The sequence below is a fragment of the Burkholderia theae genome, from assembly GCF_048565265.1.
Lineage (GTDB): Bacteria > Pseudomonadota > Gammaproteobacteria > Burkholderiales > Burkholderiaceae > Burkholderia > Burkholderia theae.
In genome coordinates this window covers 1,019,315-1,043,040 of sequence record NZ_CP183463.1, presented here as the reverse complement: position 1 = coordinate 1,043,040, position 23,726 = coordinate 1,019,315, and the positions used below count along the sequence as shown (strand labels likewise).

The window sequence follows — 23,726 nt, the reverse complement described above, 5'->3', positions numbered from 1 at the left end:
CGGCCCGTTTACGCAATCACGGCCGAGATGAAATCGCGCGTGCGCGCGTGCGTCGGCGCGGACAGCACCTGGTCAGGCGGCCCGCTCTCGACGATCCGGCCGCCGTCCATGAACACGACGCGGTCGGCCACCTCGCGCGCGAAGCCGAGCTCGTGCGTGACGACGATCATCGTCATGCCGCTCTTCGCGAGATCGCGCATTACAGCCAGCACCTCACCGACGAGCTCGGGATCGAGCGCCGACGTCGGCTCGTCGAACAGGATCAGTTGCGGATGCATCGCGAGCGCCCGCGCGATCGCGACGCGCTGCTGCTGGCCGCCCGACAGCTCGACCGGAAACGCGTCGCATTTGTGCGCGAGCCCGACCCGCGCGAGCAGCGCATGCGCTTCCTCCTCCGCTTGCGCGCGGCGGCGCTTGAGCACCTGCACGGGGCCCTCGATCACGTTTTCGAGCGCGGTCTTGTGCGGGAACAGGTTGAAGCGCTGGAACACCATGCTCGTCGCCAGCCGCTGGCGCGCGACCTGGCGCTCCGACAACTCGTGGAGCCGGTTGCCGGTGCGCCGGTAGCCGGCCAGTTCGCCGTTGACCCACAGCGCGCCCGCGCTGATCGTCTCGAGCTGGTTGATGCAGCGCAGGAACGTGCTCTTGCCCGAGCCCGACGGCCCGATGATGCACAGCACTTCACCTTGCGCGACGTCGAGCGTGATGCCGTGCAGTGCCTGGAAATCGCCGTACGACTTGCGCACGTCGACTGCGCGAACGACCGCGTTCGTCATGACGTTCTCCCGATGGTTGAGGGTCGTGCCGTTCATGCGCGGCCCGCCGCGCGACCCGCGCCGCGTGCAAAGCGCCGTTCGACGCGTGCCTGCGCGAGCGACAGCACGGTGACGACCGCGAGATACCAGATGCCCGCGACGATCAGCAACTCGATCACGCGGGCGTTCGCGTAGTAGATGTTCTGCGCGTTGTGCAGCATCTCCGCGTACTGCACGACACTCGCGAGCGACGTCAGCTTGACCATGCCGATCAGCTCGTTGCCGATCGGCGGCACGATCACGCGCATCGCCTGCGGCAGGATGATCCGGCGCAGCGCCTGCAGGCGCGGCATGCCGATCGATTTCGCGGCCTCGTACTGGCCGGTGTCGACCGACAGCAGCCCCGCGCGCACGACTTCCGACGTATACGCGCCCTGGTTGATGCCGAGCCCGAGCACAGCCGCGAGGAACGGCGTCATCACGTCGACGGTCCGGAACTCGGCGATACCCGGGATACCGAGCGTCGGGAACACCAGTGCGAGGTTGAACCACAGCAGCAGTTGCAGGATCACCGGCGTGCCGCGGAACAGCCAGATGTAGCCCTGCGCGATCGCGCCGAGCACCGGGTTCGACGACAGCCGCATCACCGCGGTGACGACGCCGAGCACGATGCCGAGCGTCATCGCGAGGACGGTCATCACGATCGTGTTGCCGAGCCCCGTCAGGATCGAGCGCGCGGTCAGGAACTGGCCGACGACGCGCCACTCGATCTGTCCGCGCGCGAACGCGGCGACCACGTAGGCGAGCGCGGCAATGATCGCGATCGACGCGACATAACGGCCCCAGTAGCGCCGGCGCACGCGCACGAGGCCTACGGTGTCGTCTGCCGCGGCGTCAGCCGGCCCTGGTGCGCCGTCGAGACGGTGCGAATCGGATGCGCTCAGCATGACGGCCCCCGGTAGTCGGCCGCCCATGCGGCCTGGCGTTCGATTGCGTGACTCAAGCGGCCGATCTGCTCGCGCACGCGCGCGGGCGACGTGCCGCCCGCACCGCCGCGCGCGGCGACGGCCGCGTCGAGCGTCAGATGCGCGCGCACCGCCGGCGCGAGGCGCGGGTCGACGGCCTGCAACTGTTCCGCACTCGCGTCCGCGAGCTCGATGCCGTCGCGTTCGCACGCCCGCACGAGCGCGCCGGTGATCTCATGCGCCTCGCTGAACGGCACGCCCGTCAACGCAAGCCAGTCCGCGACCTCGGTCGCGAGCGTGAAGCCGAGCGGCGCCTGGCGACGCATCTCGTCGACGTTCACGCGCATCGTGCGGATCATCCCCGCCATCGCCGGCAGCACGAGTTCGAGCGTGTCGATCGAATCGAACGCGGCGATCTTGTCTTCCGCGAGATCGCGGTTGTACGCGAGCGGCAGCGACTTCAGCGTCGCGAGCAGGCCCGTCAGATTGCCGATCAGGCGCCCCGCCTTGCCGCGCGTCAGTTCCGCGATGTCCGGGTTCTTCTTCTGCGGCATGATCGAGCTGCCCGTCGCATAACCGTCGTCGAGTTCCACCCAGCGGAATTGCCGCGACGTCCACAGGATCACTTCTTCCGACAGGCGAGACAGGTTCACGGCCAGCATGCTCGCAACGAACGTGAATTCGGCGACGTGATCGCGTGCGGCCACGGCGTCGATTGAGTTCTCGCACGGCGCGTCGTAACCGAGCTCCTGCGCGGACAGGTCGGGCCGCACGCAGATCGCCGAACCCGCCAGCGCGGCCGCGCCGAGCGGCGAACGCGCGGTGCGGCGGTCCCAGTCGACCAGACGGTCGGCGTCGCGATACAGCGACTGCGCGTGCGCCAGCAACTGATGGCCGAACACGATCGGCTGTGCGGGCTGCAGATGGGTAAAACCGGCGGTCACCGTGTCGACGTGCCGGCTCGCCTGGCCGATCAGCGCTTCCTGCAGGTCGAGCACACCGCGCACGAGCTGGCGCGCCTTGTCGCGCAGGTACAGGCGCAGGTCGTTCGCCGCCTGGTCGTTGCGCGAACGCCCGGCGCGCAGCTTGCCGCCGAGCGCCGGCAGGCGCTGCGTGAGCACGCGCTCGAGGAACGTATGCACGTCCTCGTCGGCGAGCGACGGCGCGATCGCACCGGCCGCGTAGTCGCGCGCCATGCCGTCCATCGCGGCCAGCAGCTGCGCGAGTTCGTCGTCGTTCACGATGCCGGCGCGATTCAACTCGCGAGCGTGTGCGCGGGAGCCCGCCAGGTCGTACGGCACGAGTCGGTAGAAACTCGGATCGGAGCGGGACAGGTTCTGCAGCGCATCGGACGGTTGCGACTGGAAGCGGCCGCCCCACAGACGTTCGATCGGTTCGGTAAGGCTCATTGCGGTCGACCTCGACTCGGTTGGATTGCCCCCACTGTAGGCATTCAATTTTTTTTGTTGTAGCGAGAAATTGACTCCGCTTAAATGGAATTTTTCTCAGCACCGTCGCCTCCGACGCCCCCGCCGATGCGCAACCGCCTGCCCCCGCTGAACCCGCTTCGCGCATTCGAGGCCGCCGCCCGGCGTGGCACCGTGTCGGCGGCGGCCGACGAACTGCACGTGACCGCGAGCGCGGTCAGCCACCAGATCCGCATTCTCGAAAGCACGCTCGGCGTCGCGCTATTCGTCCGATCAAAGGCGCGCGTGAAGCTCACGCCCGAAGGCGAGGCGCTGCTGGAGCCAGTCGGCGCCGCGTTCGACATGATCGCGAACGCCACCGTCAGGCTCGATTCGCCGGTCGCCGTCGGCGATCTCGTCGTGTCGACGCCGCTGTCGCTGACGTCGCGCTGGCTCGCGCGGCACATCGGCGATTTTCTCGAGCGTTATCCGGGCATTCATCTGAAGGTGATTCCGTCGAACGACGATCGCGAGATCTATTCGTCGGACGTCGACGTCTGCATTCGCTACGGGGAAGGCAACTGGCGCAACCGGCGCGTCGAGCTGCTCGAGCATCCGGCGCTGTTCCCGGTCGTGAGCCCGGCGTTGATGAACGGCCCCGATGCGATCCGCAAGGTGCAGGATCTCGCGGGGCGCACGCTGTTCTGCGAGCATGCGGGCTCGTGGATGCGCTGGCTGGCGGAAGCAAACGCCGACCAGCTGCCGGGCATCCGCATCCTCGAAATCGGCAACGCCCACATCGGCGTCGAAGCCGCGGTGCACGGGCAAGGCGTCGCGCTCGGCGACAGCCTGTCGGTGCGCGACGACCTGATCGACGGCACGCTCGTGCGGCCGTTCAGCGCAACGGTGCCGTCACGCCATGCGTACTATCTCGTCACGCGTCACGAGCTGACCGAGACGCCGCTCGTGACCGCGTTCACGTCGTGGCTGCGCGCGTGCCTCGCGTGATGCGCGTCGTCGGGCAGGGTTGAGCGGGGTTGGGGTCAGCCGATGAGATTCGTCAGGTCGTCCCACACCATGACGATGTTCTGCGACCGCCAGATCGGCCCCGCATCGACGTACTCGCCTGCAAGCCGGCCATTCAGCGCCTCATAGAAGGCGATCGCTGACGCGTTTCCCTTGACGACACTCAACGCGGCGCCCTGATACCGCAACTTTCCCAAATGCGTCGCGAGCTGTGCGAGCAGCGTGCGGCCAATGCCGCGACGCTTGAAATCGGGATCGACATACAGGAACTTGATCTCGCCGCGGCCACCGAAGATCGGTTCCGACGGCGCGCCGGCCGCGCCGATTCCGACGATCCTGCCGTCGGTCTCCGCAATGAGCACCAGCTGGTTGCCGTCGTTCGACGCCAGCTTTTCCTTCCATGTCCTGCCGCGATAGTCCTCGTCGAGGACAGCGTGCGCTTGCGCGGGTGCGAGATCCCGATAGGTATGCCGCCAGACCTTCACGTGAAAATCGGCGATCGCCTGCGCGTCGTCCAGGTTGGCGGACCTGATGGATATTGCGGTCATGGGGAGACTCTCTCGGGCGGGCCTAGCACGCGCGGGCGCGGTGCACACGCCGGATTGTCGGCGATCCGGCCAGCGATGTCGAATGACCCGCGGGCCAGCGCCGGCCCGTCCGGCGAGCGGGATCGACCGGTACCAACACGGAGCAGCCGAACGATTTTCTGACGGCGACGAACCCGCCGCCGGTCGGGCGCTCGCTTCGATCAAGGACCACCGTCTACGGTGCGACACGCCCGTCGGTCAGCATCCGGATCGCGAGCGGCTCAATTCCACGCATGGCGCGCCGGACGCACGCCGTTCAGGTAGTAGTTACCGACCAGGTGATATTTCCAGCGCACCGGATCGTGCAGCGTATGCGTGCGCGCGTTGCGCCAGTGCCGGTCAAGGTTGTGCTCGGCGAGCGTCGATTGCGTGCCGGCCAGCTCGAACAGCTTTTCGCCCGCGAGCAGTGCGATCTCGGTCGTCAGCACCTTCGCTTCGCCGACCGCGACGGATGCGCGCGCAACATCGTCCTCGGTCACCGTGCCGCGCGCGCCGATCTCGTCGAGCGTGCGCGCCGCCCGTTCGAGCAGCGCTTGCGCCGCGTGAAGCCGGACGTGCAGACGGCCGATCTCGCGAAGGATCAGCGGATCGTCGGCCGCCCGCTCGACGCCGCTGTCGACCCACGGCCGCGTGCGGGTACGCACGAACGCCAGCGTATCGTCGATGGCCGCCTCGGCAATGCCGGCATCGATCGCCGCCTGGATGATCTGCGACAGCGGGCCGTTGAGCGTCGGCTCGTCCGACACGCGCTGCGCGGACAACACGTGCGATGCGGGCACGCGCACGCCGTCGAGCACCACCGTGCCGCTCGCGGTCGTGCGCTGGCCGAACCCCGACCAGTCGTCGATCACGGTCAGCCCCGGCGTCGGTTGCGGCACGTAGGCAAGCCACGCCTGTTGCGCATCGTCGAGGCCGAGCACCGGTACGTAATGCGCGAACAGCGCGCCCGTCGAGTAGAACTTCGTGCCGTCGACGACATAGTCGCCGCCGTCGCGGCGCACGCGCGTCTTCAGATCGAGCACGTGCTTCGTGCCCTTCTCCGAGAAGCCGTTGCCGAACCGCTTGCCGCTCAGCACTTCCGCGAAGAAATGGCGCTTCTGCGCATCGGTGCCGGTCAGCGCGATCACGTCGACCAGCCCGAAATGATTCTGCGGCAGCTGTCCGAGCGACGCATCGGCGGCCGCGACGATCCTGATCACCTCGGTGAGCGTCACGTGCGAGACGCCCGCGCCGCCGTATGCCTTCGGCACCGTGATCGCCCAGAGCCCCGACTGCGAAAACCATTCGATCTCGTCACGCGGCAACCGGCGCTCCCGATCCCGCTCGGCCGCGCCCTCCGCGAGCCGCTGCGCAAGCGCTTGCGCGGCGTCGATCGCCTGCGCGTCGTCGGCGATCACCCGGGTCACCTGCGGTTTCGCATCGGCCGGCCGCGCCTGAATCGTGGTGCTCGTCTCTGACATCGAACTCTCCTGTCGAATGGCGAAAGCGTTCAATCTAGCAGCGCGTCGCGGGCCGGCAAACCGAGCGATTCTCGTAACGATATTCCTTCGGATGACAAATGACATCGCGATGCCCGCCTGGCAACAGCACGCTTCGGCGTCGCAATCGATGCCCGGGCGCCGATGCGTCCCCGGCCTGCTCGCGTAATGCCGATCGACGATAACGATCTGCGAATCGGTTATTGGAACGCCCGCGCCGCGCTTCCTATACTGGCCTGCCCGGCAAACGGCCCCGCCCTTCGAGGAAAACCGCATGACTTCGTCGCACGCAGACCCCGACCTTTCCACCGGCACCGACTACGACGCACTCGCAAGCCGGTTCCGGCCGATATTCGACCGCATCGCCGCAGGCACCGCCGAACGTGAACGCCGCCGCGAACTGCCGCACGAAGCGATCGGCTGGCTGAAGGCAGCCGGCTTCGGCGCGGTACGGCTGCCGGTACGGGACGGCGGCGCCGGCGCATCGCTGCCGCAGCTGTTCCAGTTGCTGATCGAGCTCGCCGCCGCCGATTCCAATCTGCCGCAGGCGCTGCGCGGGCACTTCGCGTTCGTCGAGGACTGGCTGAACGCACCGTCCGGCCCGCAACGCACGACCTGGTTCGACCGCTTCGCAAGCGGCCAGCTCGTCGGCAACGCATGGTCGGAGGCCGGCGACGTGCCACTCGGCCAGACCGTCACGAAGGTGTCGGAGCAAGACGGCCGCCTTGTGCTGAACGGGCGGAAGTTCTACAGCACCGGCAGCCTGTTCGCCGACTGGATCGACGTGTTCGCGCAGCGCGCGTACGACGGCAGCGACGTGATCGTCGCCGTCGCGACCGCGCAACCCGGCGTGATCCGCGAAGACGACTGGGACGGCTTCGGCCAGACAACCACCGGTAGCGGCACGACGCGCTTCGAGAATGCCGCGATCGACGCCGACAACGTGATCGATTTCTCACGCCGCTTCAAGTACCAGACCGCGTTCTACCAACTGTTCCACGTCGCGACGCTGGCCGGCATCGGCCACGCGATCGTGCGCGACGCGGGCGAACTCGTGCGCACGCGCACCCGCGTGTACAGCCACGGCAACGCGTCGCGCGCGGGCGACGACGCGCAGCTCCAGCAAGTGATCGGCGAGATCGCGTCGTGGGCCTATGCGGCCGACGCGCTCGCGCTGCGCGCCGCACAGCCGCTGCAGCTGGCCTACGCAGCGCGCTTCGGCGGCGACGAGGCGGCCGAGCAGACGGCGAACGTCGCCGCGGAAATCGAATCCGCGCAGAGCCAGCTCGTCGTGTCCGAACTCGTGTTGCGCGCCGCGACGCGCCTGTTCGACGCACTCGGCGCATCCGCCACGCGCAGCACGACCGCGCTCGATCGCCACTGGCGCAACGCGCGTACGGTGTCGTCGCACAATCCGCTGGTCTACAAGGCCCGGATCGTCGGCGACTGGATCATCAACGGCCGCACGCCGCCGTTCGTCTGGCGCGTCGGCAGCGGCGCACACGCGAGCACGGAACCGGGAGTCGCGCAATGAGCAAGGCCATCCGCTTCAACGCGTTCGAGATGAACTGCGTCGGCCACCAGTCGCCCGGCCTGTGGGCGCACCCGCGCGACCGTTCGTGGCAGTACAAGGATCTCGACTACTGGACCGACCTCGCCCGCGTGCTCGAGCGCGGCATCTTCGACGCGATCTTCATCGCGGACGTGATCGGCTATTACGACGTCTACCAGGGCAGCAACTACCACGCACTGCACCAGGCCGCGCAGATCCCGGTCAACGATCCGCTGCAGCTCGCCGCGCCGATCGCGATGGCGACCGAGCATCTCGGCATCGGCATCACCGCGTCGACGACGTTCGAGCACCCGTACACGTTCGCGCGCCGGCTGTCGACCGCCGACCATCACACCAAGGGCCGGCTCGCCTGGAACATCGTCACGTCCTACCTGGAAAGCGGCGCGAAGAACGTCGGCGATCACGGCTTGCGCACGCACGACGATCGTTATGCGGTCGCGGCCGAATACGTCGAGGTGCTGTACAAGCTGTTCGAAGGCAGCTGGGAAGACGGCGCGGTGGTGCGCGATCGTGACGGCCGCGTGTTCACGCATCCCGGGAAGGTGCACGAGATCGGTCACAAGGGCCGCTTCTTCGACGTCCCCGGCTACCATCTGTGCGAACCCTCGCCGCAGCGCACGCCGGTGCTGTTCCAGGCCGGTGCGTCCGGCCCCGGCAAGACGTTCGCCGCGCAGCACGCGGAATGCGTGTTCGTCGCCGCGCCGTCCCGCGAGCAGCTCGCGCGCTACGTCGCCGACGTGCGCGCGCAGGCCGCCGCCGCGGGACGCGATCCGCGCAAGGTGCTGATCTACAACCTCGTCACGGTGATCGTCGACGAAACCGACGAGAAGGCGCAGGCCAAGTTCGACGAGTACCGCCGCTATGTGTCGTACGACGGCTCGCTGGTGTTCATGTCCGGCTGGACCGGCATCGACTTCGGCGAGTATGCGCCGACCGATCCCGTCAGGCGCGTCGAAACGAACGCGATCGTTTCGGCAGTCGAGCACCTGTCGGGCGGCGACACCGCATGGACGATCGAGGCGCTGGCGGCATGGGGCGGCATCGGCGGACTGGGCCCGGTGTTCGTCGGGTCGGCGGCGACCGTGGCAGACATCCTCCAGGAATGGGTTGCCGAGACCGACGTGGACGGTTTCAATCTCGCGTACGCGGTGGCCCACGAAACGTTCGAAGACGTCGTGCGCCACCTCGTTCCCGAACTGCAGCGCCGCGGCGTCTATCCGACGCAGTATGCGCCGGGCACGCTGCGCGAGAAGCTGTTCGGCGGCGCGGCGCGCTTACCGGACGAACATCCGGCCGCACGGTTTCGCGATATCGAGCAGGTCAAGCGCGATGCCGGGCAGGTGACAGCCTGCGCGTGACCGCCATGCGGCGGCCAGCCGCCTCGGCGGGCCGGTGCGGCGCGTCGCCGATCCTTGCAGGAACGGCGGCATGCGACCGGACCATGCGGCACGCATCTTTCGAAGGATTACCGATCCCGACAGCGTTCACGCACCGCCCTCGTCGTCGACGTCGCGCGCCGTCGGCTCGTAACGCACGATCAACAGGAACACGATCGGCGTGGCCGCGCTGATCGCGACGACCCAGAACATGTCCGTGCCGAGACGGGCCTGCAGGATCGGCAGCACGAACAGCGCAAGCGCCTGGCCGATGCCGCACAGCGAACGCCCGAACCCGACGCCGGTGCCGCGGATCGCCGCCGGATAGGACAAGGCGGGGTAGATCATCATCTGCGCGCCCGGTCCGAAACCCTCGGCGAACAGCCAGGTGCCGAGCATCAGCAGCACGACACCGATCGCGAGCGCGCCGTGCGGATGCCCCGCCAGCGCAAGCGCGACGAGCGCGACGAACTGCAGCGCGAAGCCCGCGATCGCCACATGACGCGACGGATATCGATACGCGAGGCGCATGCCCAGCAAGCCGCCGGTCAACGCGAACAAGACGTTCAGCGCGAGCGACGCCGCGATCGTCTCGAACACGCCCGCGCCGAGAAACTGCGACAGGATCGACGGCAGGAAGAACGCAATCGCCGTGTATTCGAACGGGATGCACAGGTTCATCACGCTGGCGACGATCGTGCGCCCGAGATACGGACGCTGGAACAGCATGCTTATCCGCACGGGCGGCTGGCCCGGTTCACGCGGCGCATCCTCCGCTTCGTGTGCGTGAATGCCGTACGACTCGCGAAGGATGCGCGCGGCATTGGCGAGGTCGCCCTGGTTCGCCGCCCACAGCGGCGATTCGTTCATGAAGCGATTCCGGAACAGGATGATGACGAGCGCGGGCACGGCACCGAAGATCAGCGACGCGCGCCACAGCCATCCCGCATGCTCGGCCGGCAGCAGGAAATACAGGCCGAAGATCAGCAGGAAGCAGACCGACGACGCCACGTACCACATCGGGCACCACGCGGCGAGCCGCGACGCCTTGTTGCCGCGGCCGTCGAACCGGGAGAATTCCGCGAGAAACGCCATCGCGACGGGCAGATCGATGCCGACCCCGAGCCCCATCACGAAGCGCGCGCCGATCAGCACCCACACGTTCGGCGCAAGCCCGGCCGCGATCGCCGCGATCACGAAAAACAGCATGTCGGCCATGAACACCTGGTAGCGGCCGATCCGGTCGGTCAGCCATCCGCCGATCAGGCTGCCGAAGATCGTGCCGATCATGATCGCGGAACCGACCAGCCCGGTCAGTGCGGGCGTCAGGCCGAATTCGCGCGCCACGTCGTCGATGCCGTAGGACAACGTCGTCAGGTCGTATGCATCGAGAAACACGCCGCCCAGCGCCAGCAACACGATCATCCGCGCATGGCTGACGGAACTGTCCGTCGTATTGATCAGGCGCGCCACGTCGCTTGCGGAGCGGATGGGCGCCGATACCGGCGTAACCGCGTTCAGATCGATCGAACTCATCGGATTCCTTCGTTGCGCCGAATGCCCGGCGATATCCAGGGAACGCGGAACGCGGCACGCGCATCGGCCATCGTCACCGCGCGGCGCGGATGGTCAACTCCCGGCATGCGCTGTCGCCGCGTTCCGGCAAATCTTGCGGAGCGTGTGCCCCGGCACGTCACACACGGGTGTGTCGCAGTTCGCCGTCGATGGTCTGCGGCAACCTCAGCAGGTTGAAGATCGGGCAGACCGCTTCGACCGCCTGATGCAGCGCGCGAATCGCGTCGGGCGGCTCGGGCGACACGATATCGAGCGTATAGCGCAGGTTGTGCGGAAACACCGGCACATGCTCGAAACCCGGCTGCTGCGCAAGCGGATGCTGATCGCCGGTCACCTCCACCTCGATCGCATCGATCTTCAGGCCGCGCTCGGCGGCCTGGATCAGCGTGATGTGCGTGAGGCAGCTGCCCAGCACGCCGAGCTGCAGCTCCGGCGACGCAGGCCCGAGGTTGTAGCCCGCGAAATCGGGCGGACTGTCGCTGATCACCTGGAAGTCGCGAATGCGGATCTCGCGCACGCCGCTGCGGCCGAGCGCACGCACGGTCGCCCTCAGCGGCGTCGCCTTGAAATCGGGATCGTTGCGCGCCGCCTCCTGCTTCGTGCGCCAGGCGGCGCGTTTTTGGGCGAGATAGTCGTTCAGGGTCGTCATGGCCGGGTCGTCGGTACGTCAGTCGGTCGGTTGTGCTTCGTACAGGGCGGCGTCTGCCGCCCGCTGTCGGCGGCGCTCAGTCCGCCTTCGGGATCCATGCGGCGCTCGCCGCGTCGCTCGCGCGGAACGCCGGGAATTTCGCGCCGAGTTCGGCCACGGTCCGGATATCGTGTTTCACGAGATCGTCGCGCGTGATCAGCGTCGGCTTGACGACGATGCGCGCGCCCGGGTCCTGGCCGGCGACGAGCAGCGCGGCGGCCCGCACCGACACGGCGCCGACCACCGCGGGATTGGTCGCGGCCGTCGCCACCCACGCGCTGTTCGGCGCGCGAATCGCCTCGATGTCGGAGGTCGAGATATCCGCGCTGTAGATGCGGATCTTCGACGACAGCTTCGCTTCGTCCGCGGCGAGCTTCGCGCCGCGCGCGAACTCGTCGTAAGGCGCGAACACGACGCGGATGTCGGGATTCGCGCGATAAGCCGCCGCCGCCTGATTCGCGACCGATTGCGCGATCGGATTGTCGACGGTGCCCCAGCGCGCCTTTTCCCGCACCTTCGGGTGCACGCGCTTGAAGTCGCGCCATGCGGCATCACGCCGGTCGAGCGGCGCAAAGCCGGCGACATACACATAACCGGCCGCGAATGCGTCGCCGTTGTCCTTGACCGCCTGGCCGAACAACAGGTTGGCCAGGTCGCGATCGCTCTGCTCGATTTGCGGCACCTTCGGATTGCCGAGATCGACGTCGAATGCGACGACCTTGATCCCCTTGTCCAGCGCGCGCTGGACGACGTCCTTCAACGATTCGGGCAACCCGTGATTGACGATGATCGCGGACACGCCGATGCTGACCGCCTGCTGGATCTGCTCGCGCTGCTCGGCCGCATCCTGCCGACCCTCGTAGATGCGCAAATCGACGCCGAGCGCCTTCGCCTGCTTCTGCGCGCCGGCCTCGTAGGCCTGGAAGAAGTCGCCGGTCGACAGATAGTTGACGAGCGCGATCTTCACGCCGCCCTTGTCGAACGGCGCGGGCGCGCCGGTCAGCGGGCCGGCGTGCGCCGCGGGTGCGAGCGCGGCCGATGCAGCGGCGAAAAACAGCGTGAGCGCGCCGACCGTCCGGTCGATGCGTGACTTGCGGCGAAGCGACGATCGCATGGTCTGCGTGTCTCCGTGGGGGACGATATCCGCACAATCTATCAGCGCGACCGGCACGCTCAAACCGAGCGATTCTGAAATGGATATTCCTTCGGACATCAAACCGATTGCAGCGGCGGCGCTTCGATGCGGGAACCCGCAATCGAGCGCACGCGTGATAACCGCCGCGGGAATCGATGGTCCGGAATTACGCCCCGGATTGACTGCGGACGCCGCACCGTGCGCCCTGCTCCGTCACGCACGCGCGTCGGCACGGCGGCCGATGCCGAACGTGAACGCCAGCGCGAGCACCAGCAACACGCCCTTGATGAAGTCCTGCATGTAGTACGGCGCGTTCAGCATCGTGAGCCCGTTGAGCAGCACGCCGACGAATACCGCGCCCACGACCGTGCCGAACACGTTCGGCCGCTTGGCGCCCCACACCGCGTAACCCACCAGCGCGGCGGCCACCGCGTCGAGCAGCAGCGAGTGTCCGGCGCTCACGTCGCCGCGTCCGACCCGCGCGGCGATCAGCACGCCGCCCAGCGACGCGATCGTGCCCGACACGACATACGCGGCGACCCGGTAGCGCGCGGCCGGCGCGCCGGCGAGTCGCGCGGCCGTTTCGTTGCCGCCGATCGCGTAAATCACGCGGCCCCAGCGCGTCGCTTCCATCGCGACGCAGGCGAGTACCGTCACCGCCGCGAGCAGCAGCACCGGCAACGGCACGACGTCGAACACGCGCAAGCGCCCGAGCGCGAGAAATGCGGCGGGGAACACGCCCGTTGCGTCCGTGCCGTCGGGCAGCACCGAACCGGTCGCGAGCGACCGGCCGCCGGTCGGGATCAGTTGCAGGCCCGCCAGCAGGAACAACGTGCCGAGCGTCGCGAGCTGGTCCGGCACGCGCAGTCGCGTAATCAGCAAGCCGTTCAACAGCCCGGCAGCCACACCGAGCGCGATGCAGGCGGCCACCGCCGCAAGCGTGCCGCCGTGCCAGACGACCAGCACGTAGCTGGCGGCCATCTGCGCGGACGCAGCCACGCTGCCCACCGACAGGTCGAAACCGCCGGCCGCGAGCGTGATCGTCACGCCGATGCCGAGCAGCGCGACGATCGACACCGCCTGAAGAATGCTGAACAGGTTGTCGAGGTTCAGGAACGCCGGCTCCCTGAGCGCGAACACGGCGACGAGCACGGCCAGCACGAGCAGGATGCCCGTGCGTTCGAGCGCCGCGCGAATGCGGGCTGGCGCGGGGCGGCGTGCCGGCTGGCCAGACAATGCATCGTGCGGCAGGGCAGAAGAAACGGGTTTCATGGGGCACGGTCACTCAGGAGGAAGACGAAAACGGACGGTCGAGCGTGGCGCGATCGAACCGCACGATGCGATCCGCGATTTCGGCCGCCTCTTCGAGATCGCTGACGAACACGAGCGTCGCGCGCGCGTGCGCGTGGCGCCGCAGCGTATCGACGATATCGGCGCGCGCGCCGGCATCGATGCCCTGAAACGGCTCGTCGAGCAGCAGCAGCGTTGCGCGCTCCGCGTGCCAGCGCGCGAGCACGACTTTCTGCTGGTTGCCGCCGGACAGGCGCACGAGCCGATCGTCCGGGCCCGTGCAGCGGATGCCGAAGGCCGCGATCGCGGCCGCGGCGGCAGCGCGTTCGCGGGCCGGCCGCACCGCGCCGCCCGCAAACCAGCGCGACAGGAACGGAAAGCTGATCGTGCCGGCGATCGACGCGAACGCCACGCTGTCCGGAAACAGCGATGAGCGCCAGCGATCCTCGCCGGCCAGGAACACGCCGGCGCGAATGGCGTCGGCCGGCGAGCGCGGCCGCCACGGCCGGCCGTCGAGCGTCATCTCGCCGGCGGCCGGGCGCGCGGCGCCGAAGATCGCGCTGGCCAGGCGCGATCTTCGGCGCCGCCGACCGGGCCCGCGATCGCGACGATCTCGCCGCGCCGGACGTCGAGGTCGAACGGGACGCTGGTCGGCATGAGCCTGAGGTTCCGCAGGCCGAGGCCGGCTTCGGACGACGGCGCGGCACCGCCCGCGTCCGCCGCGTGCGCTTTCGGCAACGGCCGCCCGATCATCGTTTCCACCGCGGCATCGAAATCGACCGGCGCGGCCAGGTCGGCGACGATCCGGCCGTCGCGGACGATCGCGACGCGATCGGCGATGCGGCGCAAGTCGCCGAGCCGGTGCGACACCAGCAGGATCGCGACGCCGTCGTCGCGCAACGCGTCCAGCAGCGCGAAGAGCCGCTCCGCTTCCTGCGCGGACAGGCTCGCGGTCGGCTCATCGAGAATCAGCAGGCCGGGCTGCCCGGCGAGCGCGCGCGCCAGGGTCACGCGCTGCTGGTCGGCCAGCGACAGCGACGCAAGCGGCGCCGACAGGTCGGCGTCGAGCCCGACGCGCCCGGCGAGCGGTTGCGCCGCGGCGCGCCGCGCAGCCGGCGGCACGCGCCACGGCGAGGCCGGATCGCACAGCCGGTCGAGCAACAGGTTGTCGGCGATCGACAGCGTCGGCACGACGGCGTCGGCGACCGACTGGTGCACGGTGGCGACGCCGAGCCGCTTCGCCGCGTGCGGCGAAGCCGGCCGATAGGGTTCGCCGCGCAGCGTCAGCGTGCCGCCGTCGGGCCGGATCACACCGCTCAGGATCTTCACGAAGGTCGATTTGCCCGCGCCGTTCGCGCCCATCAGCGCGACGACTTCACCGGCGGCGATCGACAGGTCGAGCGACGCCAGCGCGACGGTTGCGTCGAACCGTTTCGCGATGCCGGCAGCGCTCAGGACGGGCTGCGACGACACTCGATGTGCTCGATGTACGCGTACTGCGCTCATGATTGCGTCCGCCCGTTCACACCGGCGCGAACTCGCGCTGCCACGCGGGCAGTTCGAGATTCGCGCGGAAATCCCCGCCGACATAATCGGTATCGAGCAGATCGCGCCGGCGCAACTCGGGCAGCAACCCGTTCAGCAGCAGATCTTCCTGGTCCGGCTGGCCGAGCCCGTGCAGCGACAGCACGTCGACGAGCCCCGCCCGATAGCGCGTTTCGATCGCATCGGCGAGTTGCTCCGGCGTGCCGGCGGCGAACCAGTGACCGGTCTCCTGCGCGCGGATGATCAGCTCGCGCAGCGTCAACCGCTGTCGCGCGTAGCTGACGAAAATCGCCACGCGGCCGCGCCGGCGATGCACGCTGTCGATCGTCGGCAGCAGCGCTTCCGGCAGCGGCTGGTCGAGCGGCAGGCCGCGCAGGTCGACGCCGCCGCCGAGCATGTCGGCGAGTTTCAGCCGGCCTTGTTCGTCATCGATGCGTTCGTGCTTCTCGTGCAGCCGCCGCGCGACGTCGGCATCGGATTCGCCGATCACCGAGTGAAACGAGTTCATCACGAACGGCAAGCGGTCGCCGCGACCGAACGCGGCGGCCTGCCGGTGCAGGTCGGCGACGAACGCGCGCGCATCGTCGAGCGTCGGCTGCGACGTGTAGACGACTTCCGCGTAACGCGCGCCGAGCGCCACGCCGCTGGCCGACTGCCCGGCCTGGAACAGCACGGGCCGCCGTTGCGGCGACGGCGGCACGTTCAGCGGCCCCTGCACCTGGAAGTACGCGCCGCGGTAGTCGATCGCCCCGAGCTTGAGCGGGTCGATCGAGATGCCGCCGGCCGGCGTGCGCCGCGTCGCGGCCGGATCGTTCGCGTCGAACAACGCGTTGACGACCTCGACGAATTCGCTCGCACGCGCGTAGCGTTGTTCCGGGTCGGGCAACGCGGCATTGCCGAAGTTTTCCTCGCCGACCGACGACGTAACCGCGTTCCATGCGGCGCGCCCGCCGCTCACGTGATCGAGCGTGCCGATCAGCCGCGCGAGGTTGTACGGGTGGTGATACGTCGTCGACACCGTCGCGACGAGCCCGATGGCCGACGTCGCCTGGCTCAGCGCCGCCAGTGCGACGATCGGCTCCTGGCTGCCGGTGGCGCCGGCGAGGCCGGCCGGATCGGCCTGCAGCAGGTCGGCCGTGAAGAGGCCGGTGATCTTCTCGGCTTCCGCCTTGCGCGCGAGCGACGCCGCGCGTCGCATGCCCTGGACCGAGTCCGGATCGCCGGGCGCGTACAGCACGCTCGCCGCGCCGACGAGCGTTTTCAGGCGTCTGCGTCCGCGGCTCATGACGCCACTCCAGCCAACCCATCGTCGCTTGCGGCGCGCGCCGCGCCTCGTCCGCTTCTGTCGTTCATCCGCGTTCCTCGTGATTCGGTTCGACCGGAGGACGCATGCCGGCATCGCGCAACCGACGGCGCTCGCGTCGGGTCGTCCGGCATGGCCCGCTGGCACGCGCCGCATGGCGCGCATGCCAGCGACCATAACGCAGCCCCCCTGGTCGGCCGGAACGAATATTTTCGGCTTTCCATATTCTTCTCCGTGCTCCCGGGCCCCGGCTACGCCGCGGTCCTGCTCGCCTGTCCGCCGAGACGCGGCGCGACATGCAGCACGAAATCGGTGAGGATCTGCTCGTACTCGTCGGGCGCGAAATCGTACGGCAATTCCAGGCGTAACTCGCCGATCTGCCGTACGACCGGATCCGCGAGCAGGCGCTCGGTGATTTCCGCGGCGCTGCCGACCAGGTCTTGCGCATACAGCGTGCGACGCGGGCCTTGCGGGCCGCGCGTGCGCTCGACGCGTTGCGTGGCGAACGCGCGATAGCGCCGGCGGCTGACCTGATCCGCGCTGTCGATCGGCACGATCACGCGCCCGAGCGCGATGCGCGGTGGATGCGCGCCGCGCCAGTTCGCACGAAACGCGTCGAGGTGGCTACGCTGCGTGTCGAAGAAGTCGTCCGTGCGCTCGCCGACGTTCAGATTGCCGATCAGCAGGTTGAAGCCGTTGCGACCGGCCCATTCGGCCGAGCGCAGCGAACCGCCGCCGTACCAGAGCCGCTGCGTCAGCCCGGGCGCGTACGGCATCACGCGCGGCCGTTCGCGCCCGGCCGGCGATTCGACGAAGCACTGTTCGTCGCCGAGCAGCTCTCCCGTCAGGTTCGCGCGCAGCCGTGCGACGCGTGTGTGCGAAAAGTCGATCTGCTCCGGCGCGCCATCGAACAACCGGTCGCCGAGCAGTGCGCCATGCGGCGGCGCGCCCGCGCTGAGCCCGACGTTCAGGCGGCCGCGCGAGAGGATGTCGACGGTCGCCAGATCCTCGGCCAGCCGGAACGGATTCTCGTAACCCATCTGGATCACGGCCGCGCCCAGCCCGATCCGGGTCGTGTGCTGGCTCGCCGCCGCGAGAAACGTCGCCGCCGACGACACGGCCCGCTCGAGATGGCGTTGACGCACCCATGCACAGTCGTAGCCGAGCGCCTCGCCGATCCGGAACAGGTCGAGCGTCTGCTCGAGGCCCGGCAACGGATCGTCCGCCGCATAGTTGCCCGGCGTCAGGAAGCTGATCCGCGTGATGCACACGCCTTCGGCCGCTTGTGTCATCGTTGCCGCGGCGACCTGGAGACGGGCGCGGCCTTCCCGGGGCCTGCGTCGCGCAGCACGGCGCACGCCGCCGGATCGGCAAACGCGCGCACCTGCGCGCGCACCGGGAGCCGGCGATGCCTGCTTTCCGGCAGCCATATGAGCGGAGGGAAATCCGTGCGGTTGTCCATGATTCGGGGGCGGGCGTGCGGGTTGACGAGACGGGCGTCCGCCCGGGGATTCGATCTTAGCCACCCGGGACCGCGTGCAAAATATCAATTGCTGCGATGCTTCGCTGCGGTGCGCAGATATCGATTCCCGTGTTCGTCGCGCATCGTGCGGCGCCAGGAACAGGCGCCGTGCTCGCCGGACTGTGCCGCAGCGTGATGCGCTCGCCGGGTTCGAGTGTCAGTACCTTCAGCTTGAACACCTTCGGCAACGCGTCGCCGTCTTGCTTCACGTAGCCGATACGATCATCGACGACGAGCCGCTGCGTCGTCGGACGCGGCACGCTTGGCGCGCCGGCGAGCAAGAACCTTCGTCGCGACGTGTGAAGGCGAGAGAGATCAGCGACCGGGCGAGCCGGTCGCCTTCAGCGTGTTGCCAGGCATCATTTGCCAGCGGGGAGACTAGTGGCAAACAGGTTCGAATAACCCAGCGTGCCGACGCCGCCGATCGAATTGCACGTTGACGACGCGGCACCGGGCGGACAATCGACGTCACGATCGAACGACCAGAAGTGGATGCCCGCGAGCCCGTTCTGTTTCGCATACGCGGCGACGGTCTGTGCGTCCGCTGGCGTGAAGGTTTCGCCGGCCACATCGTTACCGCCGATCATCGGCGTCAGTTCGATCTGACTGTACGGTACGCCCCAGTGATCGTGCAGGTTCATGGCCGCCTGAATGGCCGATTGCCCCATCTGGCAGAGTCCGCCCGCGACAACGCAGTTTCCCGCCCCGGCCGAACCGTAATCCATCGTCATCAGATTGATGGTGTAGTTTTTCAGTCCGTATGTCTGGATCGCCTGCATGACCCAGTCACCATAAATGTTGAAACTGTCCGGTGCGCTTGCTCCCCAGGAGCTTGCCGTGGTCGCGCCCGGCTGGGAAGGAGCAAGTGTCGCCAGGGTAAAACTGAAACGCAGATTCGGATAATTCCGCTGCGCCACCACGACGCGTTGCACCAGATCGTTGATCACCTGCTGCGTCTGCCCCGCCTCGATATCGAAATCGATCCCGATGAGGTTATTCGATGCGTAACGATTGATGAAAGTTGCCATGCCCGCATCGGAGCTGCACGTGAATGACCCCGCGGCGCCGCCCGTGGAGATCACGTAATTCACATTGGCCGCGGTGAACCGTTGAATATTGGCGGCAGCCAGCGCACCACCATCGACGCCCGCCCAGTTCTCGCTGCCACATTCGCCGGTCGCAAAAGCGAGGGTCATTGCATGAACACCGGCTGGCAACACCGACAGAACAGGGTTCAACTGGCCCGTGACGGCCGATGAAATGACGCTCGTGTTCCAGTCCATCGAAATCGTCGCGTCCTTGTACGGGCTATAAACGAAAGCCGGAGCCGTACCGGTCCCGGAATTGCTCCCACCCCCGCTTCCACCGCCACCGCCACTCCCCGTTCCGGTACAGGAACCTGCAATGGTCCACGGCTGGCCACTATCGGCCGCACCGCTATTCGACACAGGATTCTGGCTCTGGGTCCACCAGTTAGCCTGATAGTTGGTTGTGCAGACTGATGCGACGTTCCCTCGCGTATAGACTTGACCGGCCTTCCACGCTGCCTGACAGCTATTCGACGACGAAGCCGAAGACGGCGCGGCCATGACGGCACTCGTGCCGAGAGATGACCCTGCCAGCAGGGCGGCCCACGCGACGCCCAAAGCCGATCGCAACATCACTCCATATCGCTTTTTATACATTTCCTTGCCCTCTCTACGGTGACGGGTTTATATCGGACACGTGCACATCGGTACGTCAGGTAAACGCTGATCAATCAGCTTGTCGATGTCATCGACGCTACAACCGGGGACAGCCCAGGTTTTTCCATCCATGCACTTTTCGAAGAGCGCATATGAGCAGGATTACTTAACTAATGACATGATCAGATCCGCCTTGGGACTGCCCCACCCGGTGACCAGATCGTAGCCCTTCACCGCCGGGTAACTCCCTGACGTGCCACTCGCAATATCGTGGAAGTTCGCGGTATATGCGGGTGTCAACGCGCCATTGATCTCGTTCTGCGCGTAGATCACCGGGTTGAAATAGCCAACGGGCGCTTGCCCCAGAGCGGCGGCATGCTGATTGGCCAGCGCGGCGAAGCCGGCCCACATCGGCGCGGCAAAGCTGGTCCCGCCATACTCGTTCGCGGTGCAGCCGCTTTGATTGGCGCACACATAAAAGGTGAAATCGGCGTTGGCGGACACGTCCGGCCCATTGCGATAGGTCCGGGAGCCACGGTTGACGGCATTGATCACGCCGCTGATCTTCTGCCAGGACGGAATCGCGACCCGATCGGGCGAGATGCCGCCGCCGCTATCACTCCAGGCCGTTTCCGACTTCCACGCGCCGCCTGCGGAGCCAGTCGTCAGATCGGTCCCGCCAACGGAAATGACATATGCACTGTCGGCAGGCCATGCCTCGTTGGACGTCGACCAGGTCGAGTTGTCACCGGACGCCGCAAAGAACGATTGCCCCTGGGCGGCCATCTTCTTGAAGTACGGGTCCAGGGTCGACGGATCGGCAGGCGTCCAACCCCAAGAGCAGCCGATCGTCATCGGCAGCGGCTGGTGGGTCGTCATTGCGCTGAGGATGGCCGTATCCGTGGAGCCGACATACATCGTCAGGCTCGCAAGTCCAGGCGCCATGCCGAGCGCCTGGGTCAGGTCGAGCGTCTGTTCGCTGTCGTCGCACGTGCTCGGATCGCAGGACGTACTGGTTCCGTCGGTCGAAAGCAGCGTAACCGGGACCCGGTTGGTCTGGCCGCTGTTGGTGAAATAGGTGCCGAGGTCGGCCAGCTCGGTTCCGGCGTATTCAAGCAGGCCCAGGTGTTGCCCCGCGCCCGTCAGGCTGGTGCCGCCATAGTAGGCCGCTCGCATGTCGCTCCCCAGGAACGAAGCTGACGGACCCGATCCCGTGGTGGCGCGGGCGACGGCCGTATCGGGGCGAGCGCCCTGTGCTTTCGCGTCGTTGCCCTTCCTGACGAACAGCGGATGCGGAATCGAATAGTTGTCGAGCCCGGAGACGTGCCAAAGCGGAACGGCCATCGAGGTTGTCGGTTCACGGTCGGGACCGACGAACAACCGGTGCTCGGTCGGATGCCGATAATAGTGCAGACGAAGGTTGAAGGCGGCTTCGACGGCTGACGCAGGCCCCGCCACCTGCACGTCCATGCCGTCCAGGCTCCCGCCGGTCACGGTCAGGCCGTGTGCGACGAGATATTGCACGGTCGTATCGTAGTCCGTTCGTGTCGGTCCGAATCGTGCGCTGAATTCGGCAGGCGTCAAGTAGTGACGGAAGTCGGGACTGAGCGGATTGGTCACGTCCGCGACGAACGCGTCGAGCCCTTTCTGATCGCGCAGCGGCAACACCACGTCGAGCACCATCCGCCGGTCGGCGAGAACATCGATCACCGGCGCGGCCACGCCGACATCGGCGCCTGCGCGAACGTGGCGGGTCAGCACCTGCGCTGCATGGCCCGTCGCCGCCGTGCCGAACGTGAGCAGCAAGGCCAGAGCAAGTGAACACGTACGTGGAATGCGCCCAGTTGTGCTTTCGAAACCTCGACTTTGATCGTGTTTGATTCGATTCATGACCGGTTACTCCTTTAATGGACAAGGCTCTGCCAGCGTTGCACCACGAGAAATCGGAAATCGATTTTTTTGTATATCTTTAAATTACCACCCGACTACATCCATCAATCATCAACAATCCCGTCAAATCAATATGCGGAAATCAATGATCCATGCGCATCGAACGCATTCAGGATGAGCCAACGTCGGCATGATATGAATCAGCGCGCACCTGTTTGAATCGACCGGGTATATCGCGCTTGTAGATATGGGGCGTGTCGCCCGTACTGATGCGAGACGGTAGTTGCCTTGTGATACGACTAAAGTCGCCGAGGCAAGCGCGACCCGTAGCCGGTCATCGGGCAATGCCCCTGAAAATTACATATCGAAATATTTCCATCGGATAGTAAATCAAGGCACGCACCACGACGAAATAATGCAACGTTCGCGACACGGATTTACTCATCAAACCCGGAACACTCAAGAAAACCAGGCAGACACCAAATCATGGATATCCAACAAAAAACTGAAACAATACGATAAATCTCCGCCAATCCGATTGCTTGTTTCCAGATGGATTACTTGCGCCCCGTGAAAAGCATATAAGGCAAAATTGGAACGTCAAGTTCTATTTTGACTGGCCGCACTCGACTGCATCGTGACCGATCGAGCCACGCCGGGTCGGTTCAATTGACGAGGTAGACGAGACTTTTTTTATAACAAGCTTCAGATATCGGAAAATCGTACGCGAACCGCCTCGGGAATCGTGTCCGGCGCGCCCCGGACCTGCATGTTGACCTGCCAAACGCGCTTGTTCGTGCAGCAAGCCGTGGCGATGCATGACGCAATACGCCCGCCTTGCGTTGACACGCGGTTGGCCCCGCGCGTCCCGATTTCGCGTCAGCGGCGCCCACGCACGCCGGTAGCGGTACATACGCAGGTCGGCCCACTATTCCACAATTACGCTTTCGCCCAATCCCTACTTCTTCTGTACGATTCCGACGATGATTCAGACGAAAGAAAGTATTGGATGGTCTTCGCCAATCCAGCAGCAAGCGTTGTGGTCGGCAGCCAGCCAAGTACCTCATTCGCGAGCGTAAGGTCCGGTTGCCGCTGTTTTGGATCATCGACAGGCAGAGGATGATATGTCAGCCGGCTTGACGAGCCTGTTTGTCGAAGCACCTCGGCGGCAAGGTCGAGCATTGATATTTCGTGGCGGGTTCCAAGGTTCACCGGGCCGCCGAAGCTATCGTGAGCTTCCATTGCACGGATCAAACCGTCGATCATGTCATCGACGAAACAAAAGCTGCGCGTCTGTGTACCGTCTCCGTAGACCGTAATATTTCGGCCCCTCAGCGCTTGGGTAACGAAATTGCTCACGACACGACCATCGTCGGCACGCATCCGCGGACCGTAGACGTTGAAAATTCGCACAATTCTCGTGACCACTTCATACTGACGCCGGAAGTCGGAAAACAGGGTTTCGGCGCAGCGCTTTCCCTCGTCATAGCAACTGCGCAGGCCCACTGGATTCACGTTGCCCCAGTACTGCTCCGACTGCGGATGCGCGATCGGGTCGCCGTACACCTCGGATGTCGACGCAAGCAGAATCTTCGCGCCACAGCGGCGCGCCAGTTCCAACAGGTTCATCGCCCCAAAGACGCTCGTGCGCAACGTCTGTACCGGATCCTGCTGATAATGAGCGGGGCTCGCCGGACAAGCAAGATTATAGATTTCGTCGACGTCGCACGAAAATGCCGTACTCACGTCATGGTGCACCAACTCAAAGTTCCTTCCGGCAAGGAGGTGCGCGATATTGCTCCGCTTGCCCGTCGAAAGGTTGTCAACGCATAGCACATGATCGCCGCGCGCCACCAGACGTTCGCAGAGGTGCGAGCCGAGAAATCCGGCGCCGCCCGTTACGATAATTTTCTTCTCGCTCATTATC

General features: G+C 66.5%; 18 protein-coding genes and 1 pseudogene. 3 read left to right on the top strand and 16 right to left on the bottom strand.

The window, feature by feature from the left end:
- Nucleotides 1–8 precede the first annotated feature (8 nt).
- Genes ACN22W_RS37305 through argH form a run of 3 tightly spaced genes read right to left on the bottom strand, consistent with a single transcriptional unit; the run spans nucleotide 9 to nucleotide 3,129 of the window.
- On the bottom strand, nucleotides 9–812 hold the full coding sequence (locus tag ACN22W_RS37305; protein WP_419690091.1) for an amino acid ABC transporter ATP-binding protein: 804 nt from the start codon (nucleotides 810–812) through the stop codon (nucleotides 9–11).
- On the bottom strand, nucleotides 809–1,702 hold the full coding sequence (locus ACN22W_RS37300; protein ID WP_343495252.1) for an amino acid ABC transporter permease: 894 nt from the start codon (nucleotides 1,700–1,702) through the stop codon (nucleotides 809–811). Before ACN22W_RS37300 ends, ACN22W_RS37305 begins: the two co-directional genes overlap by 4 nt.
- Complete coding sequence (gene argH, locus ACN22W_RS37295) at nucleotides 1,696–3,129, bottom strand: argininosuccinate lyase (protein ID WP_343495251.1); 1,434 nt, start codon at nucleotides 3,127–3,129, stop codon at nucleotides 1,696–1,698. Before argH ends, ACN22W_RS37300 begins: the two co-directional genes overlap by 7 nt.
- Nucleotides 3,130–3,255: 126 nt before the next feature.
- Between argH and ACN22W_RS37290 the strand changes: the two genes are divergently transcribed.
- On the top strand, nucleotides 3,256–4,134 hold the full coding sequence (locus ACN22W_RS37290; protein ID WP_419690090.1) for a LysR substrate-binding domain-containing protein: 879 nt from the start codon (nucleotides 3,256–3,258) through the stop codon (nucleotides 4,132–4,134).
- A gap of 35 nt (nucleotides 4,135–4,169) precedes the next feature.
- Here ACN22W_RS37290 and ACN22W_RS37285 read toward each other — a convergent pair whose 3' ends face one another.
- Together ACN22W_RS37285 and ACN22W_RS37280 are read right to left on the bottom strand one after the other, a co-directional pair.
- A complete protein-coding gene (locus ACN22W_RS37285) occupies nucleotides 4,170–4,904 on the bottom strand; it encodes an N-acetyltransferase family protein (RefSeq protein WP_419690089.1) in 735 nt (244 codons plus the stop codon).
- Between the two features lie 56 nt (nucleotides 4,905–4,960).
- Nucleotides 4,961–6,199, bottom strand: coding sequence for an SfnB family sulfur acquisition oxidoreductase (locus ACN22W_RS37280; RefSeq protein ID WP_419690088.1), 1,239 nt, complete (start codon nucleotides 6,197–6,199; stop codon nucleotides 4,961–4,963).
- A gap of 292 nt (nucleotides 6,200–6,491) precedes the next feature.
- Between ACN22W_RS37280 and ACN22W_RS37275 the strand changes: the two genes are divergently transcribed.
- Entirely contained in the window at nucleotides 6,492–7,751 is a 1,260-nt protein-coding gene (locus tag ACN22W_RS37275; protein ID WP_419690087.1) for an acyl-CoA dehydrogenase family protein, read from the top strand.
- On the top strand, nucleotides 7,748–9,148 hold the full coding sequence (locus tag ACN22W_RS37270; RefSeq protein ID WP_419690086.1) for an LLM class flavin-dependent oxidoreductase: 1,401 nt from the start codon (nucleotides 7,748–7,750) through the stop codon (nucleotides 9,146–9,148). Before ACN22W_RS37275 ends, ACN22W_RS37270 begins: the two co-directional genes overlap by 4 nt.
- A gap of 126 nt (nucleotides 9,149–9,274) precedes the next feature.
- On the opposite strand, the gene ACN22W_RS37265 is transcribed toward ACN22W_RS37270, so the two are convergent.
- The 11 genes and pseudogenes from ACN22W_RS37265 to ACN22W_RS37215 all read right to left on the bottom strand — a co-directional run bounded on the left by ACN22W_RS37265 (nucleotide 9,275) and on the right by ACN22W_RS37215 (nucleotide 23,722).
- Complete coding sequence (locus ACN22W_RS37265) at nucleotides 9,275–10,702, bottom strand: MFS transporter (RefSeq protein ID WP_419690085.1); 1,428 nt, start codon at nucleotides 10,700–10,702, stop codon at nucleotides 9,275–9,277.
- A gap of 157 nt (nucleotides 10,703–10,859) precedes the next feature.
- A complete protein-coding gene (locus ACN22W_RS37260) occupies nucleotides 10,860–11,390 on the bottom strand; it encodes an OsmC family protein (RefSeq protein WP_419690084.1) in 531 nt (176 codons plus the stop codon).
- Nucleotides 11,391–11,466: 76 nt separating this feature from the next.
- Nucleotides 11,467–12,543, bottom strand: coding sequence for a substrate-binding domain-containing protein (locus tag ACN22W_RS37255; RefSeq protein WP_419690083.1), 1,077 nt, complete (start codon nucleotides 12,541–12,543; stop codon nucleotides 11,467–11,469).
- A gap of 234 nt (nucleotides 12,544–12,777) precedes the next feature.
- On the bottom strand, nucleotides 12,778–13,836 hold the full coding sequence (locus tag ACN22W_RS37250; RefSeq protein ID WP_419690082.1) for an ABC transporter permease: 1,059 nt from the start codon (nucleotides 13,834–13,836) through the stop codon (nucleotides 12,778–12,780).
- 13 nt (nucleotides 13,837–13,849) lie between these two features.
- A pseudogene (locus ACN22W_RS37245) lies at nucleotides 13,850–15,360 on the bottom strand (sugar ABC transporter ATP-binding protein).
- A gap of 16 nt (nucleotides 15,361–15,376) precedes the next feature.
- Entirely contained in the window at nucleotides 15,377–16,684 is a 1,308-nt protein-coding gene (locus tag ACN22W_RS37240) for an NtaA/DmoA family FMN-dependent monooxygenase (RefSeq protein ID WP_419690081.1), read from the bottom strand.
- 269 nt (nucleotides 16,685–16,953) lie between these two features.
- On the bottom strand, nucleotides 16,954–17,994 hold the full coding sequence (locus tag ACN22W_RS37235; RefSeq protein WP_343495240.1) for an LLM class flavin-dependent oxidoreductase: 1,041 nt from the start codon (nucleotides 17,992–17,994) through the stop codon (nucleotides 16,954–16,956).
- A 226-nt stretch (nucleotides 17,995–18,220) separates the two neighbouring features.
- On the bottom strand, nucleotides 18,221–18,505 hold the full coding sequence (locus tag ACN22W_RS37230) for a hypothetical protein (RefSeq protein ID WP_419690080.1): 285 nt from the start codon (nucleotides 18,503–18,505) through the stop codon (nucleotides 18,221–18,223).
- Between the two features lie 78 nt (nucleotides 18,506–18,583).
- Nucleotides 18,584–19,507, bottom strand: coding sequence for a glycosyl hydrolase (locus tag ACN22W_RS37225; RefSeq protein ID WP_419690079.1), 924 nt, complete (start codon nucleotides 19,505–19,507; stop codon nucleotides 18,584–18,586).
- A 564-nt stretch (nucleotides 19,508–20,071) separates the two neighbouring features.
- A complete protein-coding gene (locus ACN22W_RS37220) occupies nucleotides 20,072–21,799 on the bottom strand; it encodes a S53 family peptidase (protein WP_419690078.1) in 1,728 nt (575 codons plus the stop codon).
- A gap of 939 nt (nucleotides 21,800–22,738) precedes the next feature.
- Nucleotides 22,739–23,722 (bottom strand): UDP-glucuronic acid decarboxylase family protein, encoded by a 984-nt coding sequence (locus tag ACN22W_RS37215; RefSeq protein WP_419690077.1) that lies wholly within the window; start codon nucleotides 23,720–23,722, stop codon nucleotides 22,739–22,741.
- Nucleotides 23,723–23,726 lie beyond the last annotated feature (4 nt).